The sequence below is a fragment of the Maricaulis salignorans genome (assembly GCF_900103475.1).
In the GTDB taxonomy this organism is placed as follows: Bacteria; Pseudomonadota; Alphaproteobacteria; order Caulobacterales; family Maricaulaceae; genus Maricaulis; species Maricaulis salignorans.
The window spans coordinates 23,482-37,378 of record NZ_FNHG01000004.1 but is presented as its reverse complement, the minus strand read 5'-3'; the positions used below and the strand labels follow the sequence as shown (position 1 = coordinate 37,378).

Here is a 13,897-nt window from a genome sequence, read left to right as displayed (position 1 = left end):
AAAGATGAAGCAGTTCATAGTTGCATTGAGCCTGGTGGTGCTGGTCACTCTTGCGGCCAGCGCCCAGGACGATCCGCTGCCGGACAGCGTGTCCCAGGCCTATCTGGCGTATGAAAACGCGATGGCAGCCCAGGATTATGTCGCGGCCAGCGAAGCCGCCCGAGCCGCCTGGCAGGCGGCGCGTGATGAGCGCATTGATGCCGGGCTGATTGGCATCCTGGCGGAAAATTACGGCAATCTCGCGCTCCGTCGCGGCCTTCCGGAAGAAGCTTATCCCGCCTGGCGCAGTGCGGCGGAAATCTCCGACCGCTTGCGGGCCTCGCAGACGGAGCGCGCGACGCGCTGGTATCAGGCATCCCTGTCGGCCTTTGCCAATGGCGATATCCGCGACGCCCGGCAATGTTCGCTGCGGGCATCGCGTTCGGTAGGCGGGCGCGAGGATAGTGTGGCCCCGTCGCTGGCCGGAGATATCCATTACATGGTCGCGCTCAGCAGCGGCCAATTGGGCCGACTGCGCACAATGTCCGGGCATGCAGCCCTCGCGCTGGAGGCCTTTGAGGCAAGCGGGCGCAGTCCGGACCGTGTCCTCGCCAATGCACACTATCTGGCCGGCGTCGGCCAGTATTTCGAGGGTGAGCGGCTGGACGCCCTGTATAACTTCCATATCTCGCGCAGCATGTTCGCCTCGGTCGAGGCTGCGGGGGCGGATACCGATAATGTCCGCACGACCACGGCATGGATCCAGCTGGCGCGCGGCGCTGCGACGGCCGAGGATCGTGCGCTGGTCGATGCCCGGATCGCGGCTTCCGCCTATCCCGAAACCGGCGCGCACCCGTCGTGGAGTGATCGTGAAGGGGCCAATATCTATGATGTCGACGCGGTGGTCGCGGGCACGCGGGCGCAGCCACGCTATCCGGTGCGGGCCGCCGAAGCCGGTATCGACGGGATTGTTGTCGTCCGGTTCGATGTGACCGAGAGCGGCCGAACGGACTCGGCGACCGTTGTCGCGGCCGCACCGGGCGGCGTGTTCGATGATGAAACGCTACAGGCTGTCGCAAGCTGGCGCTATGAGCCGGCGCAAATCGGCGGCCAGGCCGTGAGGCGTGTCGGGTTATTGACGCAGTTCCAGTTCACCATGTGCGAGTTGCCGACGGCGTGGCAATGCCGGATGCAGAGCGAGGCCGAAGCGGAAGCCGACGCGGAATGACGCTTCGGATGCAGCGGGGAACTTGCCTTCCCATCGCGCTGCGTCCAGATCGGGGGCGTTGAACGCAAACCCCGTCTGCGGAGCCCGGCATGACCCATCCATCCAGCGCGACACCTCCGGCGGCGCCGGTCCCGATCCTGCGCAGCGTCCTGGCGGCCTATGCCTTTTTGATCTCGCATTGGCAACGCGCCCTGATCGCTGCCGCGCCCTATACGCTGGCCTATGCGGCACAGCTTGTGCTGATGCAGGCGATTGGCGGGGCGACAGGCAATCCGGTGCTGGCGATGGGGATGTTCCTGCTTTCGCTGGTCACCGTTGTCGCCAGTCTGGCGCTCTCGGCCGCCTGTCTGCGCATGGCGGTGCTGGGCGATTACAGCGGCTGGCATTCACTCAAGGCCGGCGCTGATGAGGGCCGTATCTTTATCGTCAGCCTGCTGGTCGCAGCGCTGACCCTGCTGGTCTTCATCATGGCCTTCATGTTCTGGGCCGTCGTGCTCGGCTCGATCGCCGCCGGTGCGATGAGCCGCGCCGGGATTGACCCGGAAGCCGAAGGCCTCGAACTCGTCGATGCCATGGCCTATCTCGGTGCCGCTGACTGGGTTGTCGCCGGTGTGGTTGGGCTGGCCGCCGCAGCGCTTCTGGTCTGGCTGTCGGCCCGCCTGGCGCTGGCGCTTCCTGCGACGATCGCCAATCGCAAGATCATGGTGCTGAGCGCCTGGTCGTTGAGCGGCGGCAATGCGGCGCGGATCGCCGCGGCTTTGCTGTTGACCGGCCTGCCGCTTCTGGTGCTTGAACTGGGCCTGTATGAGCTGATCTGCGCCATGCTCGGATTCCGGCCGCTCTACCTGGCGGTCCCCGTCGGCAGCGAGCAGATCAACGCACCGGCCCTGGCCGCTGCGGAGGAGTATTTGCGCTGGAACGGCCTGATGGCCTTCATCAATGTGCCGGTCTTTTCCGGGCTTTATGCCTATATCTATCGCAATCGCACCGCCGTCGCCGCGGCAGGGGATCGCACCGTCTAGCATCCCTCTGGCATTTGGTCGCCAATCCGTCATGATGATCGGATAGAGCAGCACAGGCTGTAAAAAGGGGATCGATATGACAGGCAAGGCTTTCGATATCGGAGACGGTATCTTTTTCTTCTTCAAGCGTTTCGGCGAGAATCCGCTGGGCGTGATCTGGATTGCGGCCTGTCAGGCTCTGGTGGTTGGCGCGCTCGCCGCGCTGGCCTTCATGCTGCTCGGCCCCTTCTATATCGGTCTGTTTGACCTGGTGGCGCAGGAAGCGGGCGGCACCCTGTCGGAATCTCAGATGGAGCGCGAAGTCCTGGCACTGATCGGTCCATTCCTCGCTTCCATGCCCCTGATCGCCCTGCTGGGTATTGTCTCGGCGCTGATGTTCCAGGCGGCCTGGCTGCGCTTTTTGACCCGCGGCGAGATCGCTGCGGTCATTCCCTTCCGTTTCGGCGGCGATGAATTGCGTCTGCTGGGCGTCAATCTTCTCTATATCGTGGTCGGTATTGCGGCCTATCTCGGCATCGCCATGGCCGCCGGTATTGTCGCGCTGCTCGCCGCTGGCGTGTTCGCCGGCAGTGACGGCTCGATGGTGGGTGGGATGGCGACCGGCCTGATCGTCTTTCTCGGCATTCTGGCGATTTCCATCATGGTCATCGTCTTCTGTATCCGCCTGGCTTCGGCCCCGGCGCTGACCGTGGTCGATCGCCGTATCCGCTTCTTTGAGAGCTGGACTGCCAGCAAGGGTGTGTTCTGGCATATGGCGCTGAGCTATCTGGTGGTGATCGGTCTGATCCTCGTGCTCTCGACCATTCTGGGCACCGTGATCCAGCTCGTTTTCCTGGGCGCATTTCTGCCGGTTCTCATGGAGTTCGCGCAGTTGGCCGAGGGCCGTGGTGATGTCTCGCCGGACGAAGTGATCGCCATGTTGCAGGGCATGCTCAACACGCCCGGTGTTGTGATCGGCCTCGCGACCGGTCTCGTGCTGGGCTATGCGATGCAGATCATGTTCGAGGGCATGTGGCATGGTGTCGGCGCCTATAATGCCGTGCGCTACCGTGCCGATGGCGGACCGGAGGAAACCGACTCGCCCACCCTGACCGCCGATCATCCTGCCGGTGCCTCGCCCAGCGAAGGCTGACCCCTGACGGCAGATGCAAGCGCTACGCGGCCCGTCGGATTTCCGGCGGGCCGCTTTGTTTCACCCGGGCGGGATGAGCGGGGCGCGGCCATTCCGGTTCGGTTTTCAGGTTGTGTTTTCAAGCTGTGCGCTCGCAGCGTGATGTGCCAGACTGGGGTCTGAACCAGGGGGGGAATCATGACCGACCGTTTTCGTTTTTTCGATGCGCTGACCTATGGCATCCGCACGCTGTTCTGGCGGCCGGTGCGGGCGCTATCCTATATCGCCGTCGTCACACTGCTGAGCTTTGGCTATTATCTCTGGGCCCAGTCTGATGCCGGGATCGCCTTCTTCACCGGCTATATGAACGCGACAATGGACATGGCCCAGGGCGATTTCTCCAGCTATGGCGGCTATTTCGCAGCATTGATGGGCGTATCCATGATTATCAGCTGTGTGCTGATCGCCGGCGCTTACCGCGTCTATGTCCGCGAACAGCCCGCGCTCAGCCTGCCGCTCCAGCTCGGTGCGGATGAAATCCGTACATTCGGCTTCTACCTGGTCCTGCTCGGCATGATGATTGGTGTCATGCTCGCAGTCGTTATCGCGATGTTCATCCTCATCATTGTGTTCACGCTCCTGCTTGCGCCCCTGCTGGGCTCTGGCGGCGGTGACGCATCGCAGGCGGGTTTGATCGGCGGGTTTGTCGGCATCGCCGTGATGTTCCCGCTGATGCTCGCGCTGGGCTATGTCATGGGCCGTGCGAGTGTCGGTTTCGCCCTGGTGATCCGTGATCGCAGGATCAGTCTTGATGGCTGGACCGCGTCGAAAGGGGCGGGCATGCAGCTCCTGTGGGCGCATGTCGTGATCTACATCGTGATGCTTGCCAGCCAGTTCCTGCTGGCGCCGGGGCTGATGGAAACGGCCTTTTCCGGAGCGACCCAGCCGGGCGTCATGCCAGACCCCGAGCAGATGGCAGCCTCGATGATCAATCCCTATGGCCATTGGCTGATCATCGCCGTGCCGCTGCAGACCACGCTGCTCTTCCTGCTCTGCGGCCCGACAGCGGCCGTCGCCAACTGGGACGCCCGCAAGCGTGCCGCGGCTGAGGCACCGGTGGCACCGGTTGCGGCGGTTGAGCCTGCGCCGGGGGTTGGCACGGGGGAGGTCGGTCCCGAGTCACGGGACTGATGGCGGGACATCCTGCCGGTGAGCGGTATCGGGCCTGCAAGCCAGGGCTGATCCCGCTCATCCGGTCGGTGACCTAAGTCGGGGCCGCTTTGCGCCGCGCCTTTTCCTTCTCCAGCATTGGCGCCAGATAGCGCCCCGTCCAGCTCGCCTCGACCTTGGCGACCGTTTCCGGCGTGCCGACCGCAACGATCTCGCCGCCGCCATCGCCGCCTTCCGGGCCAAGATCGATCAGCCAGTCGGCGGTCTTGATGACGTCGAGATTATGCTCGATCACCACCACGGTATTGCCGGTCTCGACCAGCTCGTGCAGGACTTCGAGCAGTTTTCGGATATCCTCGAAATGCAGGCCGGTGGTCGGCTCGTCGAGGATGTAGAGCGTCTTGCCGGTGGCGCGCTTGGCCAGTTCCTTGGAGAGCTTGACGCGCTGGGCTTCGCCGCCGGAAAGCTGGGTCGCGGGCTGGCCGATCTTGATATAGCCCAGCCCGACGCGCTTGAGCGTTTCCATCTTGTCGCGCACGGCGGGCACCGCCTTGAAGAAGTCGGCGCCTTCCTCGACCGTCATGTCGAGCACGTCGGCGATGGATTTGCCCTTGAACCTGACTTCCAGCGTCTCGCGATTGAAGCGCGCGCCATGGCAGACATCGCAGGGCACATAGACATCCGGCAGGAAGTGCATCTCGATCTTCACCACGCCATCGCCCTGGCAGGCTTCGCAACGCCCGCCCTTGACGTTGAAGGAGAAGCGGCCGGGCTTGTAGCCGCGGGTCTTGGAGTCCGGCAGCTGGGCGAACCATTCGCGGATCGGGGTGAAGGCGCCGGTATAGGTGGCCGGGTTGGAGCGCGGTGTGCGCCCGATCGGTGACTGGTCGATATCAATGATCTTGTCGAGCTGATCCAGGCCCTCGATACGCTCATGCGGGCCGGGCACGGTCTGGGCCTTGGCCAGCTTGCGGGCGGCGGCCTTGTACAGGGTCTCGATGGTCAGGGTCGACTTGCCGCCGCCGGAGACGCCGGTGACGCAGGTCATCACGCCGAGCGGGAAATCAGCCGAAATCTTCTTGAGATTATTGCCGGTCGCGTCGACCACACGCACGGTGCGCTTCTTGTCGACCTTGCGCCGCTTGACCGGAATCTCGATCCGCCGCGTGCCACGCAGATACTGGCCGGTCAGGCTGGCTTCGCTGGCGAGGATGTCGGCAGGCGTGCCCTCGGCGATGATCTCGCCGCCATGCACGCCGGCGGCGGGACCGAGATCAACGACATAATCGGCGGTGAGAATGGCTTCCTCATCATGCTCGACAATGATCACCGTATTACCGAGATCACGCAGGCCGCGCAGGCTTTCCAGCAGGCGGGTATTATCGCGCTGGTGCAGGCCGATCGAGGGCTCGTCCAGCACATAGAGCACGCCGGTCAGGCCCGAGCCGATCTGGCTGGCCAGGCGGATACGCTGGCTTTCGCCGCCGGACAATGTGCCCGAGGCGCGGTCCAGCGTGAGATAATCCAGCCCGACATCGACGAGGAATTTCAGCCGCTCGCGGATTTCCTTCAGGATGCGCTCGGCGATCTGCTGGTCCTTGGCCGACAGGTTTTTTTCGATGGACCCGAACCAGTCGCGCGCGATGCGGATCGGCATGGTGCCGGCCTGGGCGATATCATGGTCGGCGATCTTGACGCATAGCGCTTCCGGCTTCAGCCGGCGGCCATGGCAGGTCTCGCAGGGCTGCGAGGACTGGAAACGCCCGAGATCCTCACGGACCCAACTTGAATCGGTCTCGCGCCAGCGCCGCTCCAGATTGGGGATGACGCCTTCGAAGGGCTTTTTGGTCTCGAATTTTCGTAAGCCGTCCTCATAGACGAAGGTGATGTCGTCCTTGGTGCCGTAGAGGATCACCTTGCGGAAATCCTCCGGCAATTCGCGCCAGGGCTTGAACATATCGCCGCCGAAATGCGTCGCCAGTGCCTGCAGGGTCTGCTGGTAGAGCTTTGAGGTGGCGCGGCTCCAGGGCGCGATGGCGCCATGGGTCAGGGATTTGTCACGGTCCGGCGCGACGAGATCCTCGTCAAACTTGAGCGACTGGCCGAGCCCGTCACAGGCCGGGCAGGCGCCGAAGGGATTGTTGAAGGAGAAGAGGCGCGGCTCGATCTCGGCAATGGTGAAGCCGGAGACCGGGCAGGCGAATTTCTGCGAGAAGATCAGCCGTTCGGCTTCGCCCGTCGCTTCGCTGACATCGGCAAATTCGGCAATCGCCAGACCATCGGCCAGCCGCAGGGCGGTTTCCAGGCTGTCGGCGAGGCGGTCTTCCAGGCCTTCCTTGATCACCAGCCGGTCGACCACGACATCGATATCGTGCTTGAATTTCTTGTCGAGGACCGGCGCTTCTTCCAGCGTGTAGAATTCGCCATTGACCTTGACGCGCTGGAAGCCGGCTTTCAGCCAGTCGGCAAATTCCTTGCGGTATTCACCCTTGCGGCCCCGCACCACGGGCGCCAGCAGATAGAGGCGGGCGCCATCCTCGAGCGCCATCAGCTTGTCGACCATCTGGCTGACGGTCTGGGAGCGGATCGGCAGGCCGGTGGCCGGCGAATAGGGCACGCCGACGCGAGCCCAGAGCAGGCGCATATAGTCGTAAATCTCGGTGACAGTGCCGACCGTCGAGCGCGGATTCTTCGACGTCGTCTTCTGCTCGATCGAGATCGCCGGTGACAGCCCCTCGATCGAATCCATGTCCGGCTTCGACATCAATTCGAGGAATTGGCGCGCATAGGCCGACAGGCTCTCGACATAGCGCCGCTGCCCCTCGGCATAAATCGTGTCAAACGCCAGCGAGGACTTGCCCGAGCCCGACAGCCCGGTGAAGACGATCAACTTGTCGCGCGGCAAATCCACCGAGACATTCTTGAGATTATGTTCGCGCGCACCGCGCACGCGGATGGTGTCGAGGGCCATGAAATGTCTTTCGTCTGCCAATTCGCGGGCGGGACCAGTCGGGGCTGGATTCGTGCTGAACATTTAGAGAACAAGCCGCGCGGCGTCCAGCAGCGAGATGCAAGTCTGCTGACACCATGTAGGCAGGAAGTCGGTGTGGGCAAGCGCTGCCGGTATTGGAACGCAGCGTCGGTCCGCTGTCAGGCCGGGGCGGGATGGCCCGCCGATCGCGACGGGCTCAGACCGGCTCGGCTATACCGCCGGCGCAGGTGCCGAGATGAGCGATGTAGTCGGCAATGGCGAGCTGGATGGCATAGGTCGAGGCGAAGCGGATCGCAGCCTGTTCGCCATGGGGGGCCACGCCTTCACTGCGCGCCAGGCCGAGATCGGCATTGATTGCGGCATTATTCTGGCTGGCATTGACGAATTGATCGACCATGAAGGTCGAGCCGTCGACGCCGACAAAGGCGAGCCCGATGCCTGCGATGATCCCGACAGCGCGCTGACCGCCGCCTGAACGAACCGGTGTCAGCGCATGGAATTGCGCATTGGACGTGTGGGCGGCGCATTGCAGCGCCGGATCAGCCTCAATGGGCCGGAAGCCGAGCGAGACAAGGGCTGTGATCGCTTCGTCCGATTGTTGGATCTCGATCTCTGACAGCCGGATTTCCAGGTTGATCCCTTCATCCGTCTGGCTGCCGGCATAGCCGTAATTCTCGAGTGACTTGCCGATCGCTGTACTGATGGTCTGATCGAACTCGATCACCTCATAATCGAAGGCCGCCAATCCGTGCGACAATTCGATATCGGACACCCGCATCCGCCCGGCGAAGGGCGCGGCATTGGCGTGGGGCAGGGCGTAACGGCCACTGACCGTGAAAGAATCCGGATTGAGCGGCGCCGAGGGTGTCGCAGCGCAAGCCGCGACACCCGCCAGTGCCAGGCCGAGGACGAGACGCTTCACGCGCCTAGTCCCGGTCAAACCGCCGCCGCAAATCGGCGACGAAGGAATTGCTCATAATGCCGACGATGTCGGGCTGGATGGCCGCCTGGGCGATGGCGCCGATAATGCCGGCACCGCTGGCGTGGTAGCCGGTGACATCCTCATAGACACCCAGGACATTGCCGTTCTCATCGATCACGGAGACGTCGGCGATGACCATATTGCTGCCGCCGATGATATTGCCGGTCAGCGCGTTGACGCGATTATAGCGCTGGATGTCGATGGAGAAGCTGACGGGCTGCGAGCCGGCGGGAGAGTGGGCAAACTCTGTTTCCACTGCGGCTTCCAGCCGTGCCAGCAGGTCGTCCCGGCCGGCGGCGTAATTGCCGTTGTCATCCTGCTCGTCGGCGTCGTCGACGGACCAGACCAGATCGGCGCCGGTGACATAGGTGCCGGACCGGGTTTCGGCGGCAATCGGATTTGGTGTCGACGCGCACGCCGTCATGAAGGCGGCGCACAGCGCCACGATAAATAGTCTGGACATATGGATTCCCCCTGGAAGATATTCGGGCAGAATAGGCAGACCGTTGGGATGACTACAAGTTGTTTTTGCCAGGGGGCGCCAAGTGGCATGAGGCTGCCCGCTCACCGCGGCGGTGGGTGGCAATCAGGCCGGCTGTGCTTCCGCTACCTGCCGCCGCGCGCCTCACTGGACTCTGCTGCTGCTCTCCGTTCAAATCGCCTCCGACTCGCGGGCGCAATTGACCTGTGGAACATAATGTGAACAAACTGGCCGGCGTGCAAGCCGTGCGACAAGAAAACATGGAGAATGGGCGATGGCGGGATCTGTGAACAAGGTCATTCTGGTGGGCAATCTGGGCAAGGATCCGGAGACCCGGCGTCTGCCGAATGGCGATCCGGTGTGCAATCTGCGGATCGCGACCTCGGAAAGCTGGCGCGACAAGACCTCCGGCGAGCGCCGCGAGAAGACCGAATGGCACAGCGTCGTGATCTTCAACGACCAGCTCGCCAAGGTCGCCGACAATTATCTCAAGAAGGGCGCCAAGGTTTATATCGAAGGCGCGCTGCAGACGCGCAAATGGACCGACCAGAACGGCGTCGACAAATACAATACCGAAATCGTCCTTCAGAAATATCGCGGCGAATTGCAGATGCTCGATTCCAAGGGTGAGGGCGGTTCCTATGGCGGCGGCGGTGGCGGCGGCAGTTTCGAGTCCAGCGACCGTTCGCCACAGCGCGCCGTCGACGGGCCGAAGGAAGATTTCCGCAGCGCTGACATGGATGACGAAATCCCGTTCTAGCCGATACGGGGCAGGGCCGGGGGGCGAGGAGCCGCAATGCGTAGAATGATCTTGATCCTGGCCTGTCTCATGCTGGCCGCACCCGCCTGGTCCCAGAGCGGCGACGCCAATCTGCGCCGCCCGGGGATCATGTCGGTCGACACGGAGGGCGGTGAAGCCCAGTTTGTCGTCGGCGATGCGGCCTGGGGCGATGTCCTTGTGACGCTGTCAGCCCTGCGCAATACCGAGACCGGGCAATCTCCGGCCATTGCCCAGCAATTATGGGAGCGGCGCGATATCAATCCGCCCTTTTTCCTGTTTGAGGTCGCACGTCTGACCGTGGCCACCGATCCTGACCGGGCCCTGCAGGCCTATTTCCTCGGACGGGCGCGGTCGATTTACGATGCCTCGCGCTGTATCGACTCCTCCGCATTGAACGTCGTCGGCGCGGCCTCTGAATATGCCGGGCCTGAGGTCACCGAATTGATGAATTCCGATCCGGCGCGGCTCGAGGCGGCGCTCGCCGCCACCATCGCATCGGGTGAGATCTTCACCAGCCAGGCTTCACCCTGGTGGGCCTGTTCCTACGGGAATGCGGCCTATTTCGCCGCCGTGAACCAGGCCGACATGCCCGGGGCCGAATGGCTCAAGGTTGAAGCCGTCTGGCCAGCCCTGCGCGCGGCGATCAGCAATAATCTGGATGCCAATCTGGCGATGATCCGCGAAGGCCAGGCGGCGTCAGCGCAATAGGCGACGCGATCGGGGCGCGACCAGACCGATCAGCGAGTGCAGGGGGAGCGGTCGGCCATGCATATCCTAATCGCCGGAGCGACCGGCTTTATCGGCTCGCACATCGCCGCCGACCTGCGCCGCCAGGGCCATACCGTCACCGCGGCCGGCCGCGGCATTGAAAGGGCGCGCAGCCTCGCCCCCGATCTTCACTGGATTGCCTGCGACTTCCGTCATGACGGCGCTGCGGACTGGCGGCCACGTCTGGCCGGGATTGATGCGGTGATCAATTGCGTGGGCGTCCTGCAGGACGGGCTTGGCGATCATAGCCGCGCGGCCCATGTCGATGGCGCCGCCGCCCTGTTTGCCGCCTGCGCCGAGACTGGCGTACGCCGCGTGATCCACATTTCGGCCGTCGGGGCTGACGCCGCGTCCGGCTCGGCCTATGCGCGCGACAAACAGGATGGCGAGGCGGCCCTCAAGGCGCTCGATCTCGACTGGGTCATCCTGCGACCCTCACTGGTGATTGCCCGTAACGTCTATGGCGGGACGGCCCTGGTGCGGGCGCTGTGTGGTCTTCCCTGGCTCACCCCCGTGGTCGGCGGGAAACAGGTCTTCCGTCCGATCGGGATGGAGGATCTCTGCGCCGCGATCAGTGACCTGGTGCAGCCCGATGCGCCCGCGCGGGTCAGTTGGGATGTCGGTGGACCGCAGCGTGTCTCGATGGACGAGCTGGTGCGCGGCTATCGCCGCTGGCTCGGTTTTGGCAAAACCCGGATCTGGCATGTGCCGCGCTGGCTCGCCGCGCCGGCCTTTGGGCTTGGCGATGCGCTGGGCTGGCTGGGCGTGCGCACCTCGATGCGGACGACGGCACTGAAACAACTCGATTTCGATGTCGAGGGCGACCCTTCTGACTGGATCGCTGCGACCGGCGCGACGCCGCGCGGCTTCGACGCCTGTCTCGCCAGCGCCCCGGCCGGCCTGCAGGACCGCTGGCACGCCCGGCTCGGCTTTGCCCGTCCCGTCGCGCGCTGGGTGCTGGGCCTCTACTGGCTGATAACCGGCATTCTCTCGCTGACGATTGCGCGTGGTGATGCCTATGATGTGCTCCAGGCGGCCGGCTATGAACCGGCCATGCAGACTTTCCTGCTCTGGTTCGGATCCGCCTTCGATCTCTCAATGGGCCTGGCCATGCTGGCCAAATGGCGGGTGAGGCTGATCAGTGCGATCATGATTGCCGGCACATTCGCCTATATTCTCGCGCTCAGCCTGACACTGCCATCGCTGTGGGCCGACGCGCTCGGACCGATCCTGAAAGTCTTCCCGATGATGGCGCTGGCCTTGATGATCGCCGCCACCGAGGATGAGCGCTGATGGAAGCCTACTGGATCGTCAAGACGCTGCACATCCTGTCGGCCTGCGTCCTGTTCGGCTCCGGTGCCGCGATTGCCTTCTTCATGCTGATGGCCTGGCGTTCCGGCGATGCCGCTGGCTTCGCGCTGGCCGCCAAACATGTCGTGCTCGCCGACTGGATTTTCACCACAAGTGCAGTCATCGCCCAGCCCCTGACCGGTATCGCACTGGCGCATCTGGCCGGCTGGCCGCTCACCGCGCCCTGGCTGATGATCAGTTACGGGCTCTATATTTTCATCGGCGCCTGCTGGCTGCCCGTGGTGTGGATCCAGCTCAAAGTCCGTCAATTGATGACCAAGGCGGTCGCGGCCGGACAGCCTGTGCCCGACCGCGTTCACCGCCTGATGCGGATCTGGTTCCTGCTCGGCTGGCCGGCCTTCCTCGCGCTGATCATGATCTTTGCGTTGATGGTCTCGCGGCCGGCCTGGGGCTAGCCGATCATCAGGCCCGTCACCTGGCCCTCGGCATTGTATTCGATCACCACCGGGATGGTTTCACCCGAATGCGGATCACGCAGCGACAGGGTGATGGCGGTTTCGGTCTCGAAGACGGCAATGGTCTCGCTCTGACCGAAATCGCGATGCAGCTGCCGCATCATCCCCAAATGCCCGTCCATCGGCGCGACGGCGCGCATGTCGCCGCTCATCCGGTTCAGGACATAATCCTGCCAGACCGCCTCATCATCGCTGGCGATCATGGCGAGAAAATCGGCGGCAGCGGCTCCGCCGGCCGTGTCGGGCAGGGCGACGGGGTCGGTACCGGCCTCGCGCGGATGCTGCACCTGGAAATCCTGGTCCATCAGGGCTGCGACCAGGGCCGCGATGACCGTGTCGGCCGAGATGGCGCGCTGATTGGTGGTGGCAAACATTTCATAGCCCTGATCCGCCAGAACCCGCCAATGTGAGTTGAAGGAGGGATTGCCGCCATTGTGCCAATAGATGCGGCCGAGCTCGGCATCATCCTCGACGACCAGCCCATAGCCATAGAAGGAGGCCGCGCCCTCGCCCTCGCGGACGAGCGGCGTCATCGCCAGGTCGCGGGCCTGTGGCGAGACAAGACTGCCATTGTGGAAGCCCGCCTCCCAGGCGAGCATGTCGCGTGGTGTCGAGACCAGTCCGCCATTGCCCATCAGATGCCAGTTTGGAGCATGGCCACCCCAGGACGCGTCGATCACCGCTTCGCCATGACGGCTGCGCGCGGCCAGGGCGTCATCATAAACCGCCATATAGCCGGTATGTTCGATCCCGGCAGGCGCGAGAATTTCCCTGATCAGATAGTCCTCATAGCTTTGACCGGTCACCACCTCGATGATCGCGGCCAGAAGCGTGAAACCGACATTGGAATAGCGATAGGCCGAGCCCGGCTCGTGGCGCAGCTCTGCATTGAAAATCGTGTCGCGGACGCTGGCCCAGTCCTCCTCGGAGAAGTCATCGCCGACGGCATCGGGCAGGCCGGCCGTGTGGGTGAGCAATTGCTGCACCGTGATGGCCGCCTTGTCGGCCGGGGCGTCCGGGAAGAAATCCGCCAGGATCGCGTCGGGGGAGAGGCGGCCCGCATCGACCAGGGCGGCGATGGCCATGCCGGTAAAGCTCTTGGTGATCGAGCCGATATCGAACTGGGTGTCGAGGGTGAAGGGGCGGCCTGTGGCCGGGTCGGCGAGGCCGGCACCTTGCGCAAAAATGATCTCGCCATGACGGGAAATTGCGGCAAAGCCGGTGAAGCCGGCCTCGGCCAGCGCGTCGAACCGGGCCTGGAGCCGGGCCTCGAGCGCGGCGTCCTGGATCTCGGTTCGAGTTGTGGCCTGGCTTGCGGCGAGGGCTGTGGCGGGCTTCAGGGCCACGGCCGAACAGGCGAGGCTGAGACTGAGGCCGGCGAGGGCGAGGGGAGATGAAAGAGCTTTCATGGACGGGGCTTTCCTGATTTGTGCTAAGGCTTGAGGCCTAGAAAATCACTCCCTCACTGTCCTGACCAAAACCTCTCCGAAAGAAGATAATGTCTATTCCCAGCGCTCGTCCATCGCACCCTTCGCCTGCCCTAACCACGGTTCAGAT

At 63.7% G+C, this 13,897-nt stretch carries 12 protein-coding genes; 8 read left to right on the top strand and 4 right to left on the bottom strand.

The genetic code is table 11. The features are described from left to right. The first annotated feature begins 4 nt into the window (after positions 1-4). From BLT42_RS04835 to BLT42_RS15100, 4 genes are all read left to right on the top strand, one after another. On the top strand, positions 5-1,207 hold the full coding sequence (locus tag BLT42_RS04835) for an energy transducer TonB (protein ID WP_176780257.1): 1,203 nt from the start codon (positions 5-7) through the stop codon (positions 1,205-1,207). 89 nt (positions 1,208-1,296) lie between these two features. Beyond that, positions 1,297-2,229, top strand: coding sequence for a hypothetical protein (locus tag BLT42_RS04830; protein WP_091767661.1), 933 nt, complete (start codon positions 1,297-1,299; stop codon positions 2,227-2,229). Between the two features lie 76 nt (positions 2,230-2,305). After that, positions 2,306-3,361: a hypothetical protein gene (locus BLT42_RS04825; RefSeq protein WP_091767658.1), complete on the top strand. Its 1,056-nt coding sequence runs from the start codon at positions 2,306-2,308 to the stop codon at positions 3,359-3,361. 177 nt (positions 3,362-3,538) lie between these two features. After that, positions 3,539-4,531: a hypothetical protein gene (locus BLT42_RS15100; protein WP_091767655.1), complete on the top strand. Its 993-nt coding sequence runs from the start codon at positions 3,539-3,541 to the stop codon at positions 4,529-4,531. Positions 4,532-4,604: 73 nt separating this feature from the next. Here BLT42_RS15100 and uvrA read toward each other — a convergent pair whose 3' ends face one another. From uvrA to BLT42_RS04805, 3 genes are all read right to left on the bottom strand, one after another. Continuing rightward, positions 4,605-7,481, bottom strand: coding sequence for an excinuclease ABC subunit UvrA (uvrA, locus tag BLT42_RS04815; RefSeq protein WP_091767652.1), 2,877 nt, complete (start codon positions 7,479-7,481; stop codon positions 4,605-4,607). A 217-nt stretch (positions 7,482-7,698) separates the two neighbouring features. After that, positions 7,699-8,424, bottom strand: coding sequence for a hypothetical protein (locus tag BLT42_RS04810; protein ID WP_091767649.1), 726 nt, complete (start codon positions 8,422-8,424; stop codon positions 7,699-7,701). Between the two features lie 4 nt (positions 8,425-8,428). Next, on the bottom strand, positions 8,429-8,947 hold the full coding sequence (locus BLT42_RS04805) for a hypothetical protein (protein ID WP_091767645.1): 519 nt from the start codon (positions 8,945-8,947) through the stop codon (positions 8,429-8,431). A 292-nt stretch (positions 8,948-9,239) separates the two neighbouring features. Here BLT42_RS04805 and ssb point away from each other — a divergent pair, with 292 nt between their 5' ends. Genes ssb through BLT42_RS04785 form a run of 4 tightly spaced genes read left to right on the top strand, consistent with a single transcriptional unit; the run spans position 9,240 to position 12,280 of the window. After that, positions 9,240-9,725 (top strand): single-stranded DNA-binding protein, encoded by a 486-nt coding sequence (gene ssb / locus BLT42_RS04800; RefSeq protein WP_091767642.1) that lies wholly within the window; start codon positions 9,240-9,242, stop codon positions 9,723-9,725. Positions 9,726-9,761: 36 nt separating this feature from the next. Next, positions 9,762-10,454 carry a hypothetical protein gene (locus BLT42_RS04795; RefSeq protein ID WP_143024050.1) on the top strand — a complete coding sequence of 231 codons (693 nt, stop codon included), beginning with the start codon at positions 9,762-9,764 and terminating at the stop codon, positions 10,452-10,454. Between the two features lie 57 nt (positions 10,455-10,511). Beyond that, positions 10,512-11,807 carry an SDR family oxidoreductase gene (locus tag BLT42_RS04790; RefSeq protein WP_091767636.1) on the top strand — a complete coding sequence of 432 codons (1,296 nt, stop codon included), beginning with the start codon at positions 10,512-10,514 and terminating at the stop codon, positions 11,805-11,807. Then, positions 11,807-12,280: a DUF2269 family protein gene (locus BLT42_RS04785; RefSeq protein ID WP_091767633.1), complete on the top strand. Its 474-nt coding sequence runs from the start codon at positions 11,807-11,809 to the stop codon at positions 12,278-12,280. The genes BLT42_RS04790 and BLT42_RS04785 overlap by 1 nt, the downstream gene beginning before the upstream one ends. On the opposite strand, the gene BLT42_RS04780 is transcribed toward BLT42_RS04785, so the two are convergent. After that, complete coding sequence (locus BLT42_RS04780) at positions 12,277-13,749, bottom strand: serine hydrolase domain-containing protein (RefSeq protein ID WP_091767630.1); 1,473 nt, start codon at positions 13,747-13,749, stop codon at positions 12,277-12,279. The two genes, BLT42_RS04785 and BLT42_RS04780, sit on opposite strands and share 4 nt — an antisense overlap. Positions 13,750-13,897 lie beyond the last annotated feature (148 nt).

What these genes read in the sequence shown, in the direction of transcription:
- ssb (WP_091767642.1), top strand. Translation starts at nt 9,240, where the DNA reads ATGGCGGGATCTGTGAACAAGGTCATTCTGGTGGGCAATCTGGGCAAG.
- BLT42_RS04780 (WP_091767630.1), bottom strand. Translation starts at nt 13,749, where the DNA reads ATGAAAGCTCTTTCATCTCCCCTCGCCCTCGCCGGCCTCAGTCTCAGC.
- BLT42_RS04825 (WP_091767658.1), top strand. Translation starts at nt 2,306, where the DNA reads ATGACAGGCAAGGCTTTCGATATCGGAGACGGTATCTTTTTCTTCTTC.
- BLT42_RS04790 (WP_091767636.1), top strand. Translation starts at nt 10,512, where the DNA reads ATGCATATCCTAATCGCCGGAGCGACCGGCTTTATCGGCTCGCACATC.
- BLT42_RS04785 (WP_091767633.1), top strand. Translation starts at nt 11,807, where the DNA reads ATGGAAGCCTACTGGATCGTCAAGACGCTGCACATCCTGTCGGCCTGC.
- uvrA (WP_091767652.1), bottom strand. Translation starts at nt 7,481, where the DNA reads ATGGCCCTCGACACCATCCGCGTGCGCGGTGCGCGCGAACATAATCTC.
- BLT42_RS04795 (WP_143024050.1), top strand. Translation starts at nt 9,762, where the DNA reads ATGCGTAGAATGATCTTGATCCTGGCCTGTCTCATGCTGGCCGCACCC.
- BLT42_RS15100 (WP_091767655.1), top strand. Translation starts at nt 3,539, where the DNA reads ATGACCGACCGTTTTCGTTTTTTCGATGCGCTGACCTATGGCATCCGC.
- BLT42_RS04835 (WP_176780257.1), top strand. Translation starts at nt 5, where the DNA reads ATGAAGCAGTTCATAGTTGCATTGAGCCTGGTGGTGCTGGTCACTCTT.
- BLT42_RS04830 (WP_091767661.1), top strand. Translation starts at nt 1,297, where the DNA reads ATGACCCATCCATCCAGCGCGACACCTCCGGCGGCGCCGGTCCCGATC.
- BLT42_RS04805 (WP_091767645.1), bottom strand. Translation starts at nt 8,947, where the DNA reads ATGTCCAGACTATTTATCGTGGCGCTGTGCGCCGCCTTCATGACGGCG.